The sequence below is a fragment of the Pantoea endophytica genome (assembly GCF_002858935.1).
GTDB lineage: Bacteria > Pseudomonadota > Gammaproteobacteria > Enterobacterales > Enterobacteriaceae > Pantoea > Pantoea leporis.
In genome coordinates this window covers 42,113-64,673 of the sequence record NZ_PJRT01000018.1, presented here as the reverse complement: position 1 = coordinate 64,673, position 22,561 = coordinate 42,113, and the positions used below count along the sequence as shown (strand labels likewise).

At 56.7% G+C, this 22,561-nt stretch carries 20 protein-coding genes; 10 read left to right on the top strand and 10 right to left on the bottom strand.

Annotated features, from left to right (window positions below):
* Positions 1–35: 35 nt before the first annotated feature.
* Complete coding sequence (gene gntX / locus PZBJ_RS12235) at positions 36–713, bottom strand: DNA utilization protein GntX (protein ID WP_101762685.1); 678 nt, start codon at positions 711–713, stop codon at positions 36–38.
* Between the two features lie 35 nt (positions 714–748).
* Here gntX and bioH point away from each other — a divergent pair, with 35 nt between their 5' ends.
* The gene (gene bioH / locus PZBJ_RS12230; RefSeq protein ID WP_101762684.1) at positions 749–1,519 is read left to right on the top strand and encodes a pimeloyl-ACP methyl ester esterase BioH; all 771 of its coding nucleotides are present in this window, start codon (positions 749–751) and stop codon (positions 1,517–1,519) included.
* Here bioH and PZBJ_RS12225 read toward each other — a convergent pair.
* Both PZBJ_RS12225 and PZBJ_RS12220 read right to left on the bottom strand, forming a co-directional pair.
* Positions 1,503–3,188 carry an alpha-amylase family glycosyl hydrolase gene (locus PZBJ_RS12225; protein WP_101762683.1) on the bottom strand — a complete coding sequence of 562 codons (1,686 nt, stop codon included), beginning with the start codon at positions 3,186–3,188 and terminating at the stop codon, positions 1,503–1,505. The genes bioH and PZBJ_RS12225 overlap by 17 nt on opposite strands.
* Positions 3,189–3,301: 113 nt before the next feature.
* Positions 3,302–5,629 (bottom strand): Tex family protein, encoded by a 2,328-nt coding sequence (locus PZBJ_RS12220; protein WP_101762787.1) that lies wholly within the window; start codon positions 5,627–5,629, stop codon positions 3,302–3,304.
* A 192-nt stretch (positions 5,630–5,821) separates the two neighbouring features.
* On the opposite strand from PZBJ_RS12220, the gene greB reads away from it, so the two are divergent.
* A complete protein-coding gene (gene greB, locus PZBJ_RS12215) occupies positions 5,822–6,310 on the top strand; it encodes a transcription elongation factor GreB (protein ID WP_101762682.1) in 489 nt (162 codons plus the stop codon).
* Positions 6,311–6,457: 147 nt separating this feature from the next.
* Here the strand turns inward: greB and yjbE are convergent, their stop codons facing one another.
* The gene (gene yjbE, locus PZBJ_RS12210; RefSeq protein WP_101762681.1) at positions 6,458–6,700 is read right to left on the bottom strand and encodes an exopolysaccharide production protein YjbE; all 243 of its coding nucleotides are present in this window, start codon (positions 6,698–6,700) and stop codon (positions 6,458–6,460) included.
* Between the two features lie 512 nt (positions 6,701–7,212).
* On the opposite strand from yjbE, the gene ompR reads away from it, so the two are divergent.
* Both ompR and envZ read left to right on the top strand, forming a co-directional pair.
* Positions 7,213–7,932, top strand: a complete 720-nt coding sequence (gene ompR / locus PZBJ_RS12205) for an osmolarity response regulator transcription factor OmpR (RefSeq protein ID WP_001157751.1) — start codon at positions 7,213–7,215, stop codon at positions 7,930–7,932.
* Complete coding sequence (gene envZ / locus PZBJ_RS12200; protein ID WP_101762680.1) at positions 7,929–9,293, top strand: two-component system sensor histidine kinase EnvZ; 1,365 nt, start codon at positions 7,929–7,931, stop codon at positions 9,291–9,293. The genes ompR and envZ overlap by 4 nt, the downstream gene beginning before the upstream one ends.
* Before the next feature lie 36 nt (positions 9,294–9,329).
* Here envZ and pckA read toward each other — a convergent pair whose 3' ends face one another.
* The 5 genes from pckA to PZBJ_RS12175 form a co-directional block, all read right to left on the bottom strand.
* Positions 9,330–10,949: a phosphoenolpyruvate carboxykinase (ATP) gene (pckA, locus tag PZBJ_RS12195; protein WP_101762679.1), complete on the bottom strand. Its 1,620-nt coding sequence runs from the start codon at positions 10,947–10,949 to the stop codon at positions 9,330–9,332.
* A gap of 274 nt (positions 10,950–11,223) precedes the next feature.
* Complete coding sequence (hslO, locus tag PZBJ_RS12190; RefSeq protein ID WP_101762678.1) at positions 11,224–12,096, bottom strand: Hsp33 family molecular chaperone HslO; 873 nt, start codon at positions 12,094–12,096, stop codon at positions 11,224–11,226.
* A 24-nt stretch (positions 12,097–12,120) separates the two neighbouring features.
* Complete coding sequence (hslR, locus tag PZBJ_RS12185) at positions 12,121–12,522, bottom strand: ribosome-associated heat shock protein Hsp15 (RefSeq protein ID WP_101762677.1); 402 nt, start codon at positions 12,520–12,522, stop codon at positions 12,121–12,123.
* A gap of 18 nt (positions 12,523–12,540) precedes the next feature.
* Positions 12,541–13,209 carry a GMP/IMP nucleotidase gene (gene yrfG / locus PZBJ_RS12180; RefSeq protein ID WP_101762676.1) on the bottom strand — a complete coding sequence of 223 codons (669 nt, stop codon included), beginning with the start codon at positions 13,207–13,209 and terminating at the stop codon, positions 12,541–12,543.
* A gap of 53 nt (positions 13,210–13,262) precedes the next feature.
* A complete protein-coding gene (locus PZBJ_RS12175) occupies positions 13,263–15,404 on the bottom strand; it encodes an intracellular growth attenuator family protein (protein WP_101762675.1) in 2,142 nt (713 codons plus the stop codon).
* Positions 15,405–15,801: 397 nt separating this feature from the next.
* On the opposite strand from PZBJ_RS12175, the gene nudE reads away from it, so the two are divergent.
* Positions 15,802–16,368 carry an ADP compounds hydrolase NudE gene (gene nudE / locus PZBJ_RS12170; protein ID WP_101762674.1) on the top strand — a complete coding sequence of 189 codons (567 nt, stop codon included), beginning with the start codon at positions 15,802–15,804 and terminating at the stop codon, positions 16,366–16,368.
* A 51-nt stretch (positions 16,369–16,419) separates the two neighbouring features.
* On the opposite strand, the gene mrcA is transcribed toward nudE, so the two are convergent.
* Positions 16,420–18,960 (bottom strand): peptidoglycan glycosyltransferase/peptidoglycan DD-transpeptidase MrcA, encoded by a 2,541-nt coding sequence (mrcA, locus tag PZBJ_RS12165; RefSeq protein ID WP_101762673.1) that lies wholly within the window; start codon positions 18,958–18,960, stop codon positions 16,420–16,422.
* Between the two features lie 149 nt (positions 18,961–19,109).
* Here mrcA and pilM point away from each other — a divergent pair, with 149 nt between their 5' ends.
* The 5 genes from pilM to hofQ are packed head-to-tail and all read left to right on the top strand — an operon-like array spanning position 19,110 to position 22,519.
* Entirely contained in the window at positions 19,110–19,919 is an 810-nt protein-coding gene (gene pilM, locus PZBJ_RS12160; protein WP_101762672.1) for a pilus assembly protein PilM, read from the top strand.
* Positions 19,919–20,461 (top strand): PilN domain-containing protein, encoded by a 543-nt coding sequence (locus PZBJ_RS12155; RefSeq protein ID WP_101762671.1) that lies wholly within the window; start codon positions 19,919–19,921, stop codon positions 20,459–20,461. Before pilM ends, PZBJ_RS12155 begins: the two co-directional genes overlap by 1 nt.
* Positions 20,454–20,948, top strand: coding sequence for a HofO family protein (locus tag PZBJ_RS12150; RefSeq protein WP_101762670.1), 495 nt, complete (start codon positions 20,454–20,456; stop codon positions 20,946–20,948). The genes PZBJ_RS12155 and PZBJ_RS12150 overlap by 8 nt, the downstream gene beginning before the upstream one ends.
* Entirely contained in the window at positions 20,938–21,315 is a 378-nt protein-coding gene (locus PZBJ_RS12145) for a HofP DNA utilization family protein (protein ID WP_101762669.1), read from the top strand. Before PZBJ_RS12150 ends, PZBJ_RS12145 begins: the two co-directional genes overlap by 11 nt.
* Positions 21,260–22,519 carry a DNA uptake porin HofQ gene (gene hofQ, locus PZBJ_RS12140; RefSeq protein ID WP_101762668.1) on the top strand — a complete coding sequence of 420 codons (1,260 nt, stop codon included), beginning with the start codon at positions 21,260–21,262 and terminating at the stop codon, positions 22,517–22,519. Before PZBJ_RS12145 ends, hofQ begins: the two co-directional genes overlap by 56 nt.
* Positions 22,520–22,561: the final 42 nt, after the last annotated feature.

Sequence of the window (22,561 nt, the reverse complement as noted above, 5' to 3'; positions counted from 1 at the left end):
AATTACTTGGTTATAATACGCCCAACACCGACGCTCTACAAGGTACGGCACAGGCAACCAATGTGTACGCTGGCCGCGCCTTGCGCCAGCAGGATGCGGCTAATTTCCGCCACGGTACTTCCGGTCGTCACAACATCGTCGATAAGCAGGATATGGCGTCCGCGCACCGGCATTTCAAGGCGAAACGCGCCGCGCAGGTTCTTTTTGCGCGCGCTGGCGCTCAATGAATGCTGAACTGCGCCCTGTCGCACCCGCTTTACCGCTTCGCGATATTCACAGCCCAGCCAGCGAGCCAGCGGTTTAGCTAGCAGCGCCGCCTGATTGTAGCCGCGTTGCCAGGCGCGCCGACGATGCAGCGGTACGCTCAGCACCAAATCTACACGCGGCAGTCGGTAATCACGACGCATTGTTAACAATTTTAACAAAATAAGCCGCGCCAGCATCACTCTGAGTGCGGTTACGCGAGAAAACTTCAGCTGCTGCACCCAATCGCTCAGCGGCGGCAGGTAATCGCTGACGCAGCTCAGGCTCTGCCACGGCGGCGGGCGGCGCAGGCAGCGCCCGCAGGGCTGCATTCCACTGGCCGGTAAACCGCAGCAGGGACAGAGTGCCGGTAGCCGCGGAATTTGCTGCACGCAGCGGCTGCACAAACCGTGGCTGGCAATCTGCAACGGCAGGCGGCATAGCCAACACAGGGCCGGGATTGGTAGCATAGCGACCTCCTTATCACTTTTCCGGAGTGTAACCGATGAGTTCGCTTTACTGGCACACCACAGGCACGGGCGATCGCGATCTTGTGCTGCTGCACGGCTGGGGTTTGAACGCCGAAGTGTGGCAAAACATCGTTCCGCGACTCAGCTCGCATTTTCGCCTGCATCTGGTGGATCTGCCGGGCTTCGGCCGCAGCCAGGGTTTTGCGCCGCTGACCTTAGCGGAAATGGCGCAACAGCTGTTGCCGCAGTTACCCGATCGCGCGGTGCTGCTCGGCTGGTCGCTGGGTGGATTGGTGGCCAGCCAGCTGGCGTTAACCCAGCCGGAGCGCGTTGCAGCGCTGATCACCGTTGCCTCATCGCCGTGTTTTACCGCGCGTGATCAATGGCCGGGCATCAAGCCCGAAACGCTGCAAAATTTTCAGCAGCAGTTGAGCACCGATTTCCAGCGCACCGTGGAGCGCTTTCTGGCGCTGCAAACTATGGGCACGGAGAACGCGCGACAGGATGCGCGTCAGTTGAAAGAGGTGGTGTTATCGCAGCCGATGCCGTCGGTTGAAGTGCTGGAAGGGGGATTGGAGATTCTGCGTCAGGACGATTTGCGTGCCGCGCTCGACGATCTGCCGCTGCCGTTCCTGCGTATCTACGGCTATCTCGATGGGCTGGTGCCGCGTCGTGTCGCAGAAGAACTGGATTCACGCTGGCCAGCTTCATCCTCGGTGGTGATGGAGAAAGCCGCGCATGCGCCTTTCATTTCTCACCCCGATGAATTTACCCAGCTGATCATGACGTTTACCGCAGCCACATAAACTGCCACGCAGCCAGCGTTAAGGGCTGGCTGCCATCCAGCTTCTCCCCGCTAATCACATCCTGCATATGCCGCGCCAGCGGTAACTGTGTCGTCACCTCATGACGGCTGAGATTAAACACACACAGCAACCCCTCATCGCTATCCGGCTGATGGCGACGCAACACCAGCAGGCTATTTTCGCTTTCCAGCAGCGTCATCGGATTATCGGGATGAAACGCGGGTTGCCGCGTGCGCAGTTGAATCAGCGCGCTCAGGCGTTCATACACCTGTTGGCGCAGCGGATTGCCGCCGCTGATCCACTGTTCCATTTCACGCAGGCTGTACTTCTCCCGGTTGATGGCACGGTTATGACCGGCGGCGCGCACGCCTTCATTATCGTTGCGCGAGCCAAGAATACTTTGAATGTAAATCGCCGGTACGCCAGGAAATGACAGCAGAATCGCGTGCGCCAGCAGGAAGCGGCGCAAACGCGTGTCATCGTCGTCGTCCTGCTGATTGAGCGCATCGAAATAGGTGACATTGATTTCGTAAGGGCTGGTGGTGCCATCGGCATTGTTCTTGTAGGAGACCAGCGCGCCTTCCAGCGCTAAATCACGCACCAGCGCCACAATCTCCACTTCCGACAAAATGCCGCGCGCCGGATTGAGTCCAATGCCGTCGTGCGAGGCAAGAAAGTTAAAGAAAGTGGTGGTGCCACCGCCTAAATCCAGCGTGCTGGCCCATTGACGCAGCGCACGCGCCGATCCGGAATGAATGGCGTGCAGCACCAGCGGCGGCAGCGAAAACTGATACACCATTTGCGCTTCATCTTTGCCGTTACCGAAATAGCTGATGTTGTCTTTGTGCGGCACGTTGGTTTCGGTGACGATCACCGTACCGGGTGCCACTTCATTGGCTATGGCGCGAAACAGCTTCACCAGCTGATGCGTTTTCGGCAGGTGAATGCAGTTGGTGCCCGGCGTTTTCCACATGTAGCCCACCGCGTCGAGCCGCACATAATCCGCGCCTTTGTTCAGGTAGTCGAGCAGCACATCGACCATGCGAATCAGCACTTCCGGATTGCCAAAGTTGAGGTCGATCTGGTCGGCGCTGAAGGTGGTCCAGATATAGCGCGTCTCGCCGTCGGCCATCGCAAACGGTGTGAGCAGCGGCGAGGTGCGTGGACGCGTCACCGCGCTGAGATCGGTCGCCGGCGGCATGCTGATAAAGAAATCATCCCAACCCGGATCCTGCGCCAGAAAGTGTTGAAACCAGCGGCTGTGCGCCGACATGTGGTTGCAGACAAAATCAAACATCAGCCGCGTTTCGCTGTGCAGCGCGCTGATGTGCTGCCAGTCGCCGCAAATCGGATTGACCTGGTGATAGTCGATAACCGAGAAGCCATCGTCGGAAGAGTAGGGAAAGAACGGCAACAGATGCACCAGACTGAAAGTGGATTGCAGATGCTGCTGATAAAAACGCGAGAAGCTGGCAAGGGTTGGCTGTTCAGGTTCGCGGAACTGATCGGCATAGGTAATCAGCACCACATCTTTCTCATCCCAGTGCGCCTTGCGCGGCAGTTTTGCCGTATCGCGCGCGGCACGAATGTGTGAAAGCAGGCGTTCACGCGCCGCGACCGGAAAGCTGCCGTGATAAATCTCATCGATTAAGGCGTTGATAATATCCATGGATCGCTGGGCCACGCGGAAGGTTATTTTTTCAGCGTAGTTGGATGAGGAGATTTATCAAGCTGATACGCGCAGAGACGAGGGTTTCTCCGCGCGTTATTTACGGCAGGAACTTAGCGTTTTTTACCGAATGCCGCGGCGAGCGCATCGCCCATCGCGCTGTTGCCGGCAGACGAGCTGGCAGGTTTGCCGCGACCTTTGTTATTGGCCGCCGGGCGGGCGTTTTCTTTGCCTGCGCTGCGGTTGCTGCCGCGGGCATTGCTTTCACCAGGCTGCTCGTCCAGACGCATGGTGAGCGCAATACGCTTACGCTGCATATCCACTTCCATTACCTTCACTTTGACGATATCGCCGGCTTTCACCACCTGATGGGGATCTTCAACGAACTTGTCGGAAAGGGAAGAGATGTGCACCAAACCATCCTGATGCACGCCGATATCGACGAAAGCACCGAAGTTGGTGACATTGGTGACGGCGCCTTCCAGCACCATGCCCGGCAGCAGATCGTTGAGCGTTTCCACGCCTTCAGCAAACTGCGCGGTTTTAAACTCCGGACGTGGATCGCGGCCCGGTTTTTCCAGCTCTTTGATGATGTCTGTGACCGTGGGCAAGCCGAAGCGCTCATCGGTGAAGTCGCGGGCATTCAGATCGCGCAGACCGCCAGCATTGCCCATCAACTCATCCAGCGCCTGCTCGGTGGCGGCCAGAATGCGCTCGACCAGCGGATAGGCTTCCGGGTGCACAGTTGAGGCATCCAGCGGGTTATCGCCGTGGTTGATGCGCAGGAAGCCCGCGCACTGCTCAAAGGCTTTCGGCCCGAGGCGGCTCACCTTTAGCAGTTGCTGACGATTCTGGAAGCGGCCATTTTCATCGCGCCAGCTAACAATATTCTGCGCCATCATGCGGGTTAAACCGGCCACGCGGGTCAGTAGCGCCACAGACGCGGTGTTGAGATCGACACCCACGGCGTTTACGCAGTCTTCCACCACCGCATCCAGCTTCTTCGCCAGCTGGCTTTGGCTGACGTCGTGCTGATATTGGCCTACGCCGATCGATTTCGGATCGATCTTCACTAGCTCGGCGAGCGGGTCCTGCAGGCGACGCGCGATGGAAACCGCGCCACGGATGGAAACGTCGAGATCCGGGAACTCCAGCGCCGCCAGCTCAGAAGCCGAATAGACCGATGCACCGGCTTCGCTGACGATCACTTTCTGCGCGTTGATTTGCGGGAACTGCTTCTGCACGTCGAGGAAGAAGCGCTCGGTTTCGCGCGAGGCGGTACCGTTACCAATCGCCACCAGTTCAACCTGATGTTTGGCGCACAGCGCCGCCACAGCCGTGGCCGCTTTCGCCGCCTGGCCGGTGTGCGGATAAATGGTATCAGTGGCGACCAGCTTGCCGGTGGCATCTACCACCGCAACTTTCACGCCGGTACGTAAGCCTGGATCGAGGCCCATGGTGGCGCGCATGCCCGCAGGCGCGGCCATCAGCAGATCGTGCAGGTTACGGGCAAATACGTTGATAGCTTCATCTTCGGCGCGTTCACGAAGGGTGCCCATCAATTCAGTTTCGAGGTGCAGCAGCACTTTGATGCGCCAGGTCCAGCTCACCACCGCTTTACGCCAGCTATCCGCTGGCGCGTTATTCAGGCGCAGCTTGAGGTGTTCGGCGATCAGCGTTTCGCCATAGCTTTCACGCGGGGCTTCATCGAACTGCGGATCGGCATTCAGCGACAGCTGCAGCACGCCTTCATTGCGGCCGCGGAACATCGCCAGCGCACGGTGCGACGGGACGCCGCTCAGCGCTTCGTGATGATCGAAGTAGTCGCGGAATTTCGCCCCTTCTTCCTCTTTACCTTCCACCACGCGCGAAACCACATGCGCGTTCTTCCACAGATATTCACGCACTTTCGCCAGCAGCGTCGCGTCTTCGGCAAAGCGCTCCATCAGGATGTAGCGCGCGCCATCCAGAGCAGCGCGCACGTCGGCGACACCTTTGTCGGCATCAACGTAGCTGGCGGCCAGTTGCTCGGGATCCTGCGATGGGTCCTGCCACAGCGTATCGGCCAGCGGTTCCAGACCGGCTTCAATAGCGATCTGTCCGCGCGTGCGACGCTTCTGTTTGTACGGCAGGTAAAGGTCTTCCAGCTCGGTTTTGTTCAGCGTGCTGTTGATGGCGGTGGCGAGTTCAGGCGTGAGTTTGCCCTGTTCGTCGATGGATTTCAGAATCGACTGGCGACGATCGTCCAGCTCGCGCAGGTAACTCAGACGGCTCTCCAGCAAACGCAGCTGGGTGTCGTCGAGTCCGCCGGTCACTTCCTTACGATAACGTGCGATAAACGGCACGGTGTTCCCTTCATCAAGTAAGCGAACGGCAGCATCAACCTGGTCGGCGCGTGCCTTCAGCTCACCTGCGATAATCTGGCTCAGTGAATCTTTCATCATCATTAACAATGCTTACACAGGGTTGGAAATAGCGGACAGTTATACGGAATGAGGCCGAAAATTGCCAGCCGGTGGCCCGTGAATCCGTCTTTTTCTGAATGCAGCGCGCGCAATCTTGCTGATGGTCAATCGGTCGCTTATTGTTAGCCTCTTTGCTGCGAAGAACCGCCGTCACCACGAGTTGAAGTCATGAAAACCCAACTGATTACCCGCGAAGGCTATAACAAGCTGCGTGCCGAACACGACCATTTGTGGAATGAAAAGCGTCCGGAAGTCACCAAAATCGTCTCCTGGGCGGCAAGCCTCGGCGATCGTTCGGAAAACGCGGATTACACCTACAACAAGCGTCTGCTGCGCCAGATCGATCGCCGGGTGCGCTATCTGCGTAAATGCCTCGCCGATCTGAAAATCGTCGATTACGCGCCGCAGCAGGAGGGCAAAGTGTTTTTCGGTGCCTGGGTGCAAGTGGAGAATGAGCAGGGCGATGTGAAGCGTTTCCGCATTGTTGGCCCGGATGAAATTTATGGCGAGACGATGAAAGAGTACATCTCGATCGACTCGCCGATGGCGCGTGCGCTGATCAAGAAAGAAGTGGATGACGAAGTGGTGGTCAACACGCCGGAAGGGCAGAAGCTGTGGTTTGTGAACAGCATCGATTATGTGAAAGAGACGCCTTAAAAAAAGCGCAATCGCCGTTGGTGTAGTACTCAACACTCTTTCGCAAAACGCACACATTGTCGCGGCGCAATTGATTGCGCGATAAATCGCGCCGCGACGAAATGTGCGGTATTAAATGGCAGAGATTAACGGAACGGCCGTGATACGTTATTTACCGGCTTGGGTCGCGGTGGTGGTTGAGGTACCGCTGCCACCTTTGTCGCCGCCGCCCATGGTCGCCAGCGCCACGCCGAGCAGCGCGCCTACAGCGCCAACACCGATCGCGTCAGAGTTACCCTTCGCCGTCGTGGATGCCTGCGCGCCAGCCGCTTCGCCCGCGCTGGTGGCCGCCTGAACCTGAGTGAAGCTGGTCAGTACCAGTGCGCCCAGCAGAATTACCGTTTTTTTCATTTTTCTCTCTCCACATGAACTCAATAACAACAGGTACGAATCCAGTGTCGGAGATCGAGAGAAGCGAGGAAAGAGGAGATTACTGATTGATTTGTAGGAATTAATTTAACACTGGCCTTGTTTTTCATCGCTCGGGAATTGTTCCGAAAACAGATGCGCATTCCGCGAGAGAAATGCCCTATTTTATGCTGCCATCACTGCAACTCAGGCCTATTCTTCACCATCACCTTAAGTCAAATCGCCCTGAACGCCTCTCTGGCGGCGGGATTTTTTGTCATGAACCAGTAACAGAAAGAAAATGCGCCAAATTTTCAGATAAGCGCTAAGCGGCTTGAAAGCACAGATAAAAAACGCGAAGCGAAGCGCATTTCAGGGTCAAAAATAAATATAAGCTGCTGTTTAATATGCTTTGTAACAATTTCGGCTAGAATATAAACCATTAATGACTGTCACACTGAGGCCTCTTTTTTTAACAATATTGGCTCAGGCAATGGCGCCTTTGGGAGTTGAACATGCAAGAGAACTACAAAATTCTGGTCGTCGATGATGATATGCGTTTGCGTGCGTTGCTGGAGCGCTATCTCACCGAGCAGGGCTTTCAGGTGCGTAGCGTTGCCAACGCCGAGCAAATGGACCGACTGTTAACCCGCGAATCCTTCCACTTGATGGTGCTCGACTTGATGCTGCCGGGCGAAGATGGTTTGTCTATCTGCCGCCGTTTACGCAGTCAAAGCAACCCGATGCCGATCATCATGGTCACCGCGAAAGGCGAAGAAGTGGATCGTATCGTCGGTCTGGAAATCGGTGCGGATGACTACATTCCAAAACCGTTTAACCCGCGCGAACTGCTGGCGCGTATTCGTGCCGTATTGCGTCGTCAGGCCAATGAGTTGCCGGGCGCGCCTTCGCAGGAAGAAGCGGTTATCGCCTTCGGTAAGTTCAAGCTGAACCTCGGCACCCGCGAGATGTTCCGTGAAGATGAGCCAATGCCGCTGACTAGCGGTGAGTTTGCCGTGCTGAAAGCGCTGGTGAGCCATCCGCGTGAGCCGCTGTCACGCGATAAGCTGATGAACCTGGCGCGTGGCCGTGAATACAGCGCCATGGAACGCTCCATCGACGTGCAGATCTCGCGTCTGCGCCGCATGGTGGAAGAAGATCCGGCGCATCCACGTTACATTCAGACCGTTTGGGGTCTTGGCTACGTATTCGTTCCGGACGGCAGCAAAGCATGAGGCGATTGCGCTTCTCACCCCGCAGTTCGTTTGCCCGCACCTTGTTATTGATTGTTACCTTGCTGTTCGTCAGCCTGGTAACAACCTATTTGGTGGTGCTCAATTTCGCCATTCTTCCCAGCTTGCAGCAGTTCAATAAGGTCCTCGCGTACGAAGTGCGTATGTTGATGACCGATCGGCTGCAGCTGGAAGACGGAACGCAGTTGGAAGTGCCACCGGCCTTCCGACGCGAAATTTATCGTGAGCTGGGCATCTCGTTGTACACCAACGCGGCGGCGGAAGAGAGCGGTTTGCGCTGGGCGCAACATTACGAATTCCTCAGTGAGCAGATGGGCCAGCAGCTGGGCGGTCCTACCGATGTCCGTGTCGAGGTGAATAAAAACTCGCCGGTGGTGTGGCTGAAAACCTGGCTGTCGCCGGATATCTGGGTGCGCGTGCCGCTCACCGAAATCCATCAGGGCGACTTCTCACCGCTGTTCCGCTACACGCTGGCGATTATGCTGCTGGCGATTGGCGGCGCCTGGCTGTTTATCCGCATCCAGAACCGACCCCTGGTGGATCTGGAGCATGCGGCGTTGCAGGTCGGTAAAGGCATCATTCCACCGCCGCTGCGTGAATACGGCGCGTCGGAAGTGCGTTCGGTGACGCGGGCGTTTAACCAAATGGCGGCCGGTGTGAAGCAGTTGGCCGACGATCGTACCTTGTTAATGGCGGGTGTCAGCCACGATTTGCGTACGCCGCTGACGCGCATTCGTCTCGCTACTGAGATGATGGGCGAGCAGGATGGTTATCTGGCGGAGTCGATCAATAAAGATATCGAAGAGTGCAACGCGATTATCGAGCAGTTCATCGACTATCTGCGTACCGGTCAGGAGATGCAGACCGAGCGCGCCGACCTCAACAGCGTGCTGGGCGAAGTGGTGGCGGCAGAGAGCGGCTACGAGCGCGAGATTGAGAACGCGGTGATGTCCGAGGATTTGATGCTGGATATCAACCCGCTGTCCATCAAGCGCGCGCTGGCGAATCTGGTGGTCAACGCGGCGCGTTATGGCAATGGATGGATTAAGGTCAGCAGCGGCAAGGAGCTGAACCGCGCGTGGTTCCAGGTGGAAGATGATGGTCCGGGTATCAAGCCGGATCAGCTACAGCATCTGTTCCAGCCGTTTGTGCGCGGCGACAGCGCGCGCAGTACCAGCGGCACCGGTCTCGGTTTGGCGATTGTGCAGCGTATTATCGATGCGCATGAAGGCTCGCTGGAGATTGGTGACAGCGACCGGGGCGGATTGCGGATTCGTGCCTGGTTGCCGATTCCGGAAGGCAGCAGCGCTACGGCGGTGGCGAGTATCAATCACAGTGCGTGATACCCGGCGGGCATTTATGCCCACCGGGTTTTCACATCACAACTGCGGACCCGCCTGCACTAACGCTTTACCCGCATCGTTATCGGTATATTTCTCAAAGTTAGTAATAAAGCGCTGCGCCAGATCCTGCGCGGCTTGCTGCCAGGCCGCTTCTGTCGGCCAGCTGCGGCGCGGATCGAGAATCGCGCTATCCACCTGCGGCAGAACTTTAGGCATCTGCAGGTTGAACACCGGCAAGGTGTCAGTCTCAACCTCATCCAGCTCCCCAGCCAGAATCGCGTTGATGATGGCGCGCGTGTCTTTCAACGAAATGCGCTTGCCGCTGCCGTTCCAGCCGGTATTCACCAGATACGCCTGCGCACCTGCCGCTTCCATGCGCTTCACCAGCACGTCGGAATATTGCGTTGGGTGCAGCGTCAGGAACGCCGCGCCAAAGCAGGCAGAGAAGGTGGGCGTTGGCTGCGTGACGCCGCGCTCGGTGCCGGCCAGTTTGGCGGTAAAGCCAGACAGGAAATGGTATTGCGTCTGTTCTGGCGTCAAGCGTGAAACCGGCGGCAGCACGCCAAAGGCATCGGCGGTAAGGAAAATCACCCGCTTCGCATGGCCCGCTTTCGACACCGGCTGCACGATGTTCTCGATATGCTCGATCGGATAAGAGACGCGGGTGTTCTCGGTCTTGCTGCCGTCGGCGTAATCCACGCTGCCATCGGCGCGCACCACCACATTTTCCAGCAGCGCATTGCGGCGAATCGCCCGGTAGATCTCCGGCTCCGCCTGCTCAGACAGATTGATGGTTTTGGCGTAGCAGCCGCCTTCAAAATTGAACACGCCGTCGTCATCCCAGCCGTGTTCGTCATCGCCAATCAGCTGGCGATCCGGATCGGTGGACAACGTGGTTTTACCGGTGCCGGACAGGCCGAAGAACACCGCCACATCGCCCGCTTTGCCGACATTAGCCGAACAGTGCATTGAAGCGATGCCTTTCAGCGGCAGCAGGTAGTTCATGATGGCGAACAGCCCTTTCTTCATCTCGCCGCCGTACCAGGTGCCGCCAATCAGCTGCATGCGCTCGGTCAGGTTGAAGGCGACGAAGTTCTCGGAGTGCAGACCTTGCGCCTGCCAGTCTGGATTGGTGCACTGCGCGGCGTTCATCACCACGAAATCCGGTTTGAAGTCAGCCAGTTCGGCTTCGCTCGGACGGATAAACATGTTTTTGACGAAGTGCGCCTGCCAGGCCACTTCCATCACGAAGCGCACGCTGAGGCGCGTGTCAGGATTGGCACCGCAGAACGCATCAATCACAAACAGGCGTTTGCCGGAAAGCTGCTGGGTGCAGCGATCTTTCAACGCCTGCCAGGTTTCCTGTGACAGCGGCTGGTTATCATTTTTACCGTTGCCGACATCGTTCCACCACAGCGTGTCGCGCGTGGTGTCATCCCGAACGATGTACTTATCTTTTGGCGAGCGACCCGTGAAGATGCCGGTATCCACGGCAATAGCACCGCTCTGCGTCAGAATGCCTCGCGCATAACCTTCCAGCTCTGGGCGAGTTTCTTCCTGAAACAGGGTGTCGAAATCAGGGTTGTACACCACTTCGGTGGTGCCGCTGATGCCCATAGAGGCGAGGTCTTGCGATGTCAGGCCGTTAACGCGCATGTGACTGCTCCTTTAATCGGTATCTGTTACTGCATATTTTTTATGGGGTGATTCTGCCGCCTGCCTGCATAGCCACGCAGGGCAGATCGCGCGCAGTGTACTCTTCTGAGCACGGCGGAAAAGAGAAGATAGTCAGAAATGCGAGCTGGAACGTGACAAGTAGAGAAATCTGCCACTTATGAAACTAAAGTCAGCGTTATTTAGCTAATAACCGTGATAAATGATAGGGATACGTTCAGCAGGAATGCGGGCGGATGAACCGCCCGGCAGGTAATTAATGCACGTGATCGCTGTTGTTGGTTGGCGCGTTGCGAATGGCGGCAATATCCACTGCATCGAACACGTAATGCGATCCGCAATAGTCGCAATTCATATCGATTTCGCCATCCTCTGCGAGGATTTCGTCCACTTCCTCAACCGGCAACGTGCTCAGCACTTCACCGCAGCGCTCGCGTGAACAGGTGCACTTGAAGCTGACTGGCGACGGATCGAACACGGTGGCTTCTTCCTGATGATACAGGCGCCACAGCACGTCGGTGGCGGGCAGCTCAATCAGCTCTTCGCTCTTCACAGTTTCGGTCAGCGTGGCGAGGTGATTGAAATCATCCAGGCTCGGCTCTTGCGCTGGCAGCACCTGCAGCAGAATGCCGGCTGCGCCTTTGTCGCTGGTGCGGATAAACAGGCGCGTTGGCAACTGCTCAGAACGCATGAAGTAATCTTCCAGACAACCCGCCAGCGTATACGCTTCCAGGCCAACCACGCCCTGATAGCGCTCGCCTTTCTCTGGCGAAATGGTGATCACCAGATAGCCGTTGCCGACCATCTCTTTCAGGCTGCTGCCGGGTGCGATCTCCGCGTCTTCTTGCACGCGCGCCACGCCACGCAACTCCTGACGGTTGTTACCGTTGATCACCGCCAGCGTCAGCGGACCGTCGCCCTGTAACTGCACCGTGATATCACCGTCAAACTTCAGCGTTGCCGTTAGCAGGCTGGTGGCTACCAGCAGCTCGCCCAGCAAGGTTTTTACCGGCTCAACGTAGTTGTGATTTTCGACGATTTCACGCCAGGTTTCGCTCACATTGACCAGCTCGCCGCGCACGGCGACGTTTTCGAACAGGTAACGGTGCAGTTGATCGTTTGCAGACATAGTGTTTCTCTCGTTGGGGGCGCGTTATTTATCACCCGACAATTTAAATTTCATCAGATCGCGGCGCTCTTTCTTATCCGGGCGGCGATCGGGGTGCGGCATGGTTAAGGCATTCATCTTGCGTGCCAGCGCGGTTTTCTCGCGCTTGTCGATGCTGGCGGCGGTTTCGGCATACAGCGCCTGGGCTTCGCTGGCCGGACGACGCTGATCGGTCACGGCGGTGATCACCACGGTGCGCTCATCGTTGCCCTGACGCAGCGTCAATTCAGCATTTAGCTCCACCAGTTTGCTCGGCTTGCTGCGCTGACCGTTGTAATGCACTTTGCCGCCTTCGACCATTTCGCGTGCCAGCGCACGCGTTTTGTAGAAGCGTGCGGCCCACAGCCATTTGTCGAGGCGCACGCCTTCGCTCACTTTCTCTTTCATGGTATTGCGGCTCCTGCTTTAACGCAGCGTCTCACACAACTGGCGATAATCGCGTACCGCCGGATGACGCTGGAAAGATTGATCGGGCCGACCGGAATCCGGATTGCTGACGCCTAAGCACCAGCGGATGCCCCAGCGTGTTGCTGCATCCAGAATCGCTTCGCTGTCATCAATGAATAGCGTACGCGCGCTGTCAAACGCAGTGTGTTGCTGAACGGCTTGCCAGAGACGCGGATCCTCTTTCGGATATCCAAAGGTATGGGTGGAAAGTAATAAATCAAGGTGGGCAGCTAATCCGGTCTGCTCCAGTTTCACATCCAGATTGTAAGGATGCGCATTGGTCAACAGAATCGTGCGCTTACCTGCGGCACGCAGCGCCTGCAATAGCGGCAGCGTATCTTCACGCATTGCCGCGCGGTGGCGCTTCTCCCACGTCATGGCGCGAATATCCAGCGCCAGTTCCTGCGACCAGTAATCGAGACAATACCAGTTTAGCGTATGCACCACGGCCTGGTATTTCTGCTCAATCAGCTGATGCGCTTCGCCCAGCGTGATGGCGCGTTCGCGGCTCAGGGTTTCCGGAACGTGTTCCAGCCAGAAGTGGCGATCAAAGGCGAGATCGAGCAAGGTGCCGTCCATATCCAGCAGCACGGTATCAATCTCTGACCAGTTAAGCGTAACCTGCATTGTCTTTCTCGCCGCAAAAAAGTGGGCGACAGGGTAGCACAGAAGGAGAGGGCTCAGAACAGCGAGCGCACGCTCTGCATAGTGTTCAGATTGTGGTTGAAGCACTTATCGTAATACTGCTGAATTTCCGCCATGCGCAGGCGATTGCGATGAATACGACGCAGCGCCAGCAAGCCGTTGATCACCGCGCTGGCAATCAGCACCAGCATCAACAGCGTGGTACCCAAATAGCGCCATTGCGCCATGGCATCCGGCTCGTTATGCAGCGCGATATGGCGTGTGCCGTTGGCATCGGTGGTAATACTGGTGATGATGCCGCTGGCGGCGAATGGCGTATGCAGCAGCATGCCAGACATGCGTTGCAGTTCGCGCCATTGCGAAGGCGCATCAAGATCGAACAGCGGTACCGACGGCTGCGGTTGCATCACCATCTGACGACCTTCATCACTGACAATCAGGAAGCCGCCCGGCGGTGGACTATTGAGGTTTTCAGCCGCACGACGCGTTTCACGCGCGAAGAAGCTGGAGGTGGCGGTGTTCACCAGATTTTCCAGCGCTTCGGCACTCACCGGACGCAGTAGTACGTTCATGCCATTCAGCTTGCCAGAATCCGCACGGTGAATCAGTGAATCCCAATCTTTGGCGTTGCCGAGATTCACCAGCGCATTTTTCAGGCGTACGCAATCCTGCTGCTGGCTGCACAGATCCTGGGTTTTCAGCACCAAATCCGAGAAGTCATCCAGCAGAATCATGCCCGATTTCTGAATCGCCGAGGCGAGCTGCGGATTGAGTTTGGGATCGGTATTGGTTTCCGGATGCAGCTGGCGCGTGGTGGTATCGAGCAGCGCCGAGGCTTTATCGATGATCTCCGATTGCGGCTGTGGCAGCGGCGCGGCGTTATTCCAGTAAATCGCCGAGCAGTCGAACGGCATGTAGGCGTAGCTGCGATTGCTTTGATAATTGCCCGGTACCGAACACATGCCGGTGCCACCCACTTTCAAAATGTCGCCGATGTGTAGCGGCAGCGCATTCAGCTTATCCACGCTATTCACTTCAATGCTCTCGGTGCCTTTCACCCACGCAAGGCTGAGTTTGATCGGCATGCTGAGAGGAATCCAGGTGAATAGCATGACCAGCACCAGCAGCGAGCCGCACGCCAGCACCAGATTTTTACGCCAGCGCTGCACCGGGAAGTTACGCACTTCGTCCTGCAGCGACAGGAAGCGCCCCTGACGCACTACCTGACGATTGAGGTACATATCGACGTCGGTAGTTTGGCCTAAATCGTGCGCCACATACGGCTGCCAGTGCGCGGGATAGATTAAATCAATAATGCCCAGCGAGATGTTGCTCTGCTCCTGATTGGATTCACCAAACAGACCCCAGCGCTTGGGCGCACCGCGCAGGCAGTGCACATCGCGCAAACCTTTGGTGCCAGGGAAGCGATAGAGGAACCACAGGCTAACGGCGATCATCAGGCAGCCGAGCAGCGCAATCCAGCCCATCAGGCTGCCGGGCAGCACCAGACTCAGGAAGAACAGCAGGAAAGCGAAACAGATGGCGACCGCTTCACGCGTGCCGTCGGCGCGAGACAGCTGATACTCTTCTGAGGTCTCTTTGCGTACCTGCAGCAGCTCAACATTCTCGCTCTCTTCTTTACGAATTGACGCGTTAGTGGACATCGGCCGCACCAGTGGCGGCAGCGCCGGTTGTTCCACCGCGTAATTCACCAGCGAATGTCCGTTAAGCGAAATCACCAGCGGCAGCGTTTGCGTGCGGATCAGCTCTACGTGGTTCTCTTCGGCTATGTACTGTTCCCAAAGCGGCGGAAGATGCACTTCGACTTCATCGAGATAGTAGCGCCACTTCTGCGGATCGTCGGTGGAGAGGCCATAGCGGGTGATGGAGCGGGTGACAGGATAAACATTGTTGCTTTGCGCGGTGAGCGTCAGCGCTTGAGGTTCGCGCGGCTTCTTTGCGGATCGCGCGCTGCTGTGTTGCTGCTGTTTCACTAGTAGCGCGATGTACTTTTCAACGGCAGCGCGTTCTTCGTCGGTGAGTTTACGATTAGGCGGACTGATAAACGGCAGTGGTTTCGCCAACGGCGGACGATGCCGCATAGCGAACCAATAGCCGATACCTGCTAATAAGGAACAGGCGAGCATGACAGCCAGAATGACAATATAAGTGCTCATGCTTTGCTCAATCCAGCCAAAAAACTGCCTTCACGTTAACGAATTACTCCCGGTGAATCCATCAATACAAGTCAATTTTGGCGAGCAGATGTCATTCTGACAAGGGAAAAGTCAGATAAAATAACGCGCAAAATCATTTAATTATAGTTTGTTAGATCATTCCTTAACGGGATGTTAACCAGACATGACTCAACTAAATATCGGTATTTTCTGAATTTAACCCCACACCGTTGACTTATTGTGAATTTTTAACTGCATAGATAACAAGAAGTTGTTAGCAGCCATAAGTGAATGTATGTCACCATAGTTTACTTACGCTGCGTGTCGCACAATAGTTCTGGCTTCGGTATGCTGGCGTCATCACGTTTCACAGGGTTGTGCTAAGTTTGAGGCTGATATGAAAACCCCAATGAAAAAACCTGACATCCTCAATGTGGCAGCGGTGGCCCGCTCCCGCCTGTTCACCATCGAAGCGGTCGATCTCGCTTTCAGTAATGGCGCGCGCCGCGTTTATGAGCGCATGAAACCTTCCGACCGTGAAGCGGTGATGATTGTGCCGATAATTGGCGATGACGTGATCCTGATTCAGGAGTATGCCGTCGGTCTGGAAAGCTATGAACTGGGCTTTCCTAAAGGGCTAATCGATCCTGGCGAAAGCGCCTTTGAAGCCGCCGATCGTGAACTGAAAGAAGAAGCGGGATTTGGTGCCACCAAACTGGAAGCGCTGGGCAAGCTGACCATGGCGCCCTCATATTTCTCCAGCAAGATGAACATCGTGGTGGCGGAAGGTTTGTACGAAGAGAAGCTGGAAGGTGATGAGCCGGAGCCGCTAATTGTCCATCGCTGGCCGCTAAATAATCTGCTGGCGCTGCTGGATGAACCCGACTTCCGCGAAGCGCGTAACGTCAGCGCGCTGTTTATGGTGCGTGAGTGGCTGGTGAAGCAGGGCCGTTTAAGCTACTAAATTGCATCATCATTAAAAAAAGAAAGCCGGCGCATTTGCCGGCTTTTTTGATCAGAACAGTTCGTGGCTTTCGCCGTTGTCCATGAGGGTGGTGCCGACATCATGCACCGAATACTCGGTTGGCTGGGTGCCGTTGATGAAGTACTCCTGACGCGAGTTACCGCCGTTAGCCAACTTGCCGGTGCCGCGATCGATGTTAACGGTGACCACGCCATCTGGCGGTGTTAGCGGCTGTACCGGCACGCCTTCCAGCGCGGATTTCATATAGTCATCCCACGCTGGCTGTGCACTCTTCGCGCCGCCTTCGTAACCGGAGATTTGATCCGGTATCGCACCTGACATGGTGGAGCGACCCAACGCGCGCGAATCATCGAAACCAATCCACACCGACGTCACCACGCCCGGACCATAACCAGAGAACCACGCATCTTTCGAGCTGTTGGTGGTACCGGTTTTGCCGCCGATATCGTTACGCTTCAGGTCACGACCGGCACGCCAGCCCGTTCCCATCCAGCCCGGCTCGCCGAAGATGTTGGTGTTCAGCGCGCTCTTGATCAGGAATGACAGCGGCGTGTTGATCACGTGCGGAGCATACTGCTGCTCGCCACCCGGTTGTGCAGGCACTTGCTCCAGCTCCGGTTGCGGCACGGTTTGGTTCTGCGATTGATCGGAGGTCGCGACATTCTCGACGCTCTCTTCATTCAACGCGACCGACTTTTTGGTATCGCCATAGATCACCGGCAGGTTGCACTGCGGACAGGCAATCTTCGGTTTCTCTTCGAAGATCACGCCGCCTTGTTCATTCTCAATCTTCGCGATGAAGTAAGGATCAATCAGGAAGCCGCCGTTCGCCATCACCGCGTAGCCGCGTACCACCTGCATTGGGGTAAAGGACGCCGCGCCTAAGGCTAACGATTCGGTATGCACGATGTTCTGCGCCGGGAAGCCGAAACGCTGCAGATATTCCGCCGCGTAATCAACGCCCATCGCACGCATCGCACGTACCATCACCACGTTTTTCGACTCGCCTAAGCCCTGACGCAAACGGATTGGACCTGCATACGTTGGCGGTGAGTTCTTCGGACGCCAGTCAGCACCCGCACCGGCATCCCAGCGCGAAATCGGCACGTCGTTGAGAATCGATGCCAGCGTTAAACCGCGATCCATCGCTGCGGTATACAGGAAAGGTTTGATGTTGGAACCCACCTGACGCAGCGCCTGGGTTGCGCGGTTGAACATGCTCTGGTTGAAGTCGAAACCGCCGACCAGCGCGCGAACCGCACCATCTTCTGGATTGAGTGACACCAGCGCCGAGTTCACCGCCGGAACCTGGCCGAGCCACCAGTCGTCATTCACTTTACGCACCCAAATCTGCTGGCCGGTTTGCAGCACCTGCGTCACGCTGCGCGGCGTTGGGCCTTGCAGCGTGTCAGATTTGTAAGCGCGTGCCCAGCGTACGCCGGCCATATTCAGCGTAACGCTGCTGCCATCTTTCAGCATCGCCGTGGCGTGATCGGCGCTGGCGCTGGTGATCACCGCAGCATTCAGCGGTCCGTAAGTTGGCAGATTTTTCAGCGCATTCTGGATGCGGGTTTGATCCCAGCTCGCTTCGCCCACTTTCCACAGCACATTGGTTGGACCGCGATAGCCGTGGCGCATGTCATACGCCATCACATTGTTACGCACCGCCTGCTGTGCGGCTTCCTGCAGATGGCGGGTGACGGTGGTGTAAACCTTGTAACCATCTTCATAGGCTTTATCGCCATAACGCTTCACCATCTCCTGACGCACCATTTCACTTAAGTAAGGTGCAGAGAAGGCGATTTCCGGGCCGTGATAGCTGGCCGTCAGCGGCGAGTTACGCGCTTCGTTATATTGCTGCTGCGTGATGTAGTTTTGATCCAGCATACGCGCCAGCACCACATTACGACGCGCCAGCGCACGCGTATGAGAATAGAGCGGGTTGAACGTCGAAGGTGCTTTTGGCAACCCAGCAATCATCGCCATTTCACTCAGCGACAGTTGATCAATAGGTTTACCAAAGTAGACCTGCGCCGCCGCGCCCACGCCGTACGCGCGATAGCCGAGATAAATCTTGTTGAGATAGAGCTCAAGGATTTCATCTTTGCTCAGCAGCTGTTCGATACGGATCGCGAGGAACGCTTCCTTAATCTTACGCATCAAGGTGCGTTCCGGGCTGAGGAAGAAGTTACGCGCCAGCTGTTGAGTAATGGTACTGGCGCCCTGCGAGGCGTGGCCGGACATCAGCGCAATGCTGGCTGCACGGAAAATCCCCACCGGATCGACACCGTGATGCTCGTAGAAACGGCTATCTTCGGTGGCAATAAACGCTTTGATTAACTCAGGCGGCATCTGTTGTAGGGTCAGCGGGACACGGCGCTTCTCGCCGTACTGGGCGATTAGATCGCCATCCGCGCTGTAAACCTGCATAGGAGTTTGCAGGCGCACATCTTTCAATGTGTTCACATCAGGCAGCTGCGGCTCTATGTATTTGTACAAACCATAAACCGTGCCGGCTCCCAGCAAAATGCAACACACTGCAAGGATCAATAAATACTTTACGAACTTCACCTGAGAATTCCCATCTGTTGTCGTTTGAGCAGTTTATAAGCAACCGCGCGGTAGTATAAAGACAAGCCTGACGCATTCATATACCTGTCAGGCTTGAAGTTGCCGGGGTATCAGCACTCTGACCTTTTAATGATAAGGAGATCGCGCGTATGGCTTTTCAGCGCTGGCAAATTGGACTGGATATCCAAAACGGACAACTGTGTGCCCTTGGCATCGAACGCCGACGTCATGGTTGGCAGTTGCGACACTGGTGGCAACAAACGCTGCCGCAAGATACGTTAAGAAACGGCGTGCTGCAAACCACGCCTGCGTTACTGGATATGTTAGGGCGCTGGCAGCGCCATCTGCCGAAGCGCTATTCACTGCGCGTTGGCCTGCCGCCGCAGTTGGTATTGCAACGCACTTTGCCGCTGCCGGAAACCTCGCTGCGTGAACCCGCGCTGGGGCGCTATGTGGCGGCTTCTGCGCAGCGTCTGTTTCCCGTCGAACCCGCTTCGCTGTCGCTGGATTATCGCTCACCGGGCAAGGATGCACCGCTTTACGTTACCGCGGCACGGCGCGAGGTGATTACGCAATGGCTGACGCCGCTCAAGCAGGCAGGTCTGCGACCGGACGTATTCGAACTGAGTAGCCTGGCGCTGACGCAGATCGCCATGCGCCTGCCGTTACGCCACAACCACTTATTGATTCATCCGCTTAGCGATCATTGGCTATGGACGCTGGTGGGGGAAAGCACTACATCAGGCGCGGCCACCGAACCTCTCACCCTTACGCAGCTGCGCGAAACCTTCCCGCAGATGGAAAGCGTATTCTGCACCTCAACTCAGGTTTTGCCTGAGGATCAGGTTAAACGCTGCAAGCCGTTTTCGCTGCTGCACTATCTGCAACCGCCGTTGCCTGCACAGGAAGGTATTTTTGCCATCGCGCTTGGGCTGGCGCTGCGCCCGGAGGATATCTGATGCTGGCGGTCAACCTGCTTCCCTGGCGCATCCAGCAATCGCAGCGGCGGCGCCAGCAGAGTGTCTCGCTGCTGTCGCTCACGCTGGCCTGCACCTTGCTGATCCTCTCATTACTGTGGTGGCGCGGCGTCATTGCACGGCAGCAACAAACGGACGCGCTGATGGATATCACCTCTCTCCTCAGCGCACTGCAGCAACAGCTGGAACAGCAGCAATCGCTGTTGAAGCTGCGTGAATCACTCCTTCAGGCGCAGCAGGCACAGCTGCAACGGCAAGATCAGCATCAGCGCTGGCAGCATTTTTGGCAGCAACTGCCGGAGTTAATGCCAGACACCTTGTGGCTCAATCGCCTCGAACGTCGGCAAGGGCAATTGGTGTTGGAAGGGCGGGCGCAGAGCATGGCGGCTGTCAGTGATTTTCGTCATCAGCTCATGACTCAGCCGCTGTTCAGCAGCGTAAAGCAGGGCGGTGTGAAGCGCGAAGCGGGCGGCGACTATCGTTTTGCTTTGCATGCGCGCGTGCAGGAGGTAGCCGATGAATGAACTCCTGCAGCGCTGGCTGATGCTCACGCTGCCGCTGCGCATGCTGGGACTTTTGACATTATCGCTGGGGCTGTTTGCGCTGACGTGGATCGTGCTGCTTCGTCCGCAGCAGCAGATGCGTGAAGCGCAAGCGCGGCAGCTGGAACAGATGCGTCAACAGCAGCAACAGCGGTTGCAACAGCTGGCTTCACTTCCGGCGATTGATGTGTTGCAGAGCGAGATTAGCCTGCTGCAGCAACCCACGAAGGATACCGGCACTCAGCAAACGCTGGAGCGAATCGTGGCAGCGCGCGGCAATCAGCTGGAAGCCTGGCATCCGGATAGCCAGCCGCAGCAGTTGCAGTTAAGGCTTGCCTGGCCGCAATTTCTGCCGCTGTTTAGTGAACTAGCCAGCACCCGATTACCGGTGCCACAACGCTTTCAGCTGCAAGCCGAGCAAGGCGTATTGAACACGCAACTGTGGCTGGAGAGTGACGATGCGGAGTAGCGCCTTGCTGTTGTGGCTTTGTAGCTCGCTGGCGCTGGCGCGCGATCCTTTCCAGCCGCTGGCAGCAACGCTATGTCAGACGCAGGTTGCTGCGCCAGAAGGCTGGCGCTTACAGGGCATTATTGGCACGGCGCCGCACTACGTGGCGTGGCTGGTGTCACCTCAAGGCAAAAGCCATCGGCTGGATAATCAAGCGCCTTTTCCCCAGCCGCCCTGGCAAGTCGTGCAGCTTACGTCGCGCATGCTGGTGTTGAGCGCAGCACAAAGCTGCACGCCACAGCAAATCACATGGGTAATAAAAGGAGGTTTTTATGAAATGGATGACGTTACTGATGCTGCTGTGTCTAAGCATGCCGCTGCGCGCTAACGACGACCGATTAAGTCTGACGTTTGATGATGCGCCGGTTGAACGCATTTTGCAGGCGCTGGCAGATTATCAGCAGACCAACCTGTTAATTGCGCCGGGCGTTGAAGGTCGGCTGTCGCTGCGCTTAGACAATGTCGGCTGGGATCGCGCGCTCGCGCTGGTAACGCAGCTGGCAAAACTCACCGTGGTGCAGGAAGAGGGCGTTTTGCTGGTCTATCCGGAAAGCTGGCAGCAGCAGCAGGCGCAACAGGAAAAGGTGGAGCGTGAGGAGGAGAAGCAGCAAACGCCGCTGGAACAACAAACCGTGACGCTGCATTACGCCAGCGCCAGCGATATTTACCGCAGCCTGCAAGCCGAACGCTCGTTGATGACGCCGCGTGGTAGCGTCACGGTCGATAGCCGCACCAACAGTTTGCTGCTACGCGATACGGCTGAGGCATTGCGTGACACCGAGCGCTGGTTAAAAGCGCTGGATTTGCCGCTCGAGCAGGTTGAGCTCGCGGCACATATCGTCACCATCAATGAAGAGCACCTGCGCGAGTTAGGTGTTAACTGGGGCACGTCACCGGCAGAAGTGGTAACGCAGGCGTTGCGCAACCCGCTGCTCGAGATTCCTCTTGCGGTGAGTAATCCGGCGTTTCGCGCGGGCGTGACGCTGGGCCAGGTCAGCGGCGAACTGCTCAACCTGGAACTGAGTGCGCTGGAGCAGGAGAACCAAATCGAAATCATCGCCAGTCCGCGCTTGTTTACCTCGCATCAGCAAACCGCCAGCATCAAACAGGGCACGGAAATCCCTTATGAGGTGAAATCGGGCAACAGCGGTGCCACCGCCATTGAATTTAAGGAAGCGGTTTTAGGCATGGAAGTGACGCCGGTGGTGCTGGGAAATGGCCGCATCCAGCTCAAACTGCGGCTGAGCCAGAACTTGCCAGGGCGCAGTGTAAACATTGGCGACAACCAGGTGCTGAGCATTGATAAGCAGGAGATCGAGACTCAAGTGACGCTGCGCGATGGCGAAACTTTAGCGCTGGGCGGCATTTTCCAGCAGCAGCGTACGCAGAGCGAAAAACGCGTGCCCTGGCTGGGCGATATGCCTTTATTAGGGAATTTGTTCCGTCAGCAAACTGATGAGCAGAAGAAAAAGGAGCTGGTGATCTTTATTACTCCCAGACTGGTCAGGGAAGCAGCGCTTACTGCCGGATAAAGCGGAAAATTCGTTCTGTGAGGCCAACTGCGTTGACGCAGG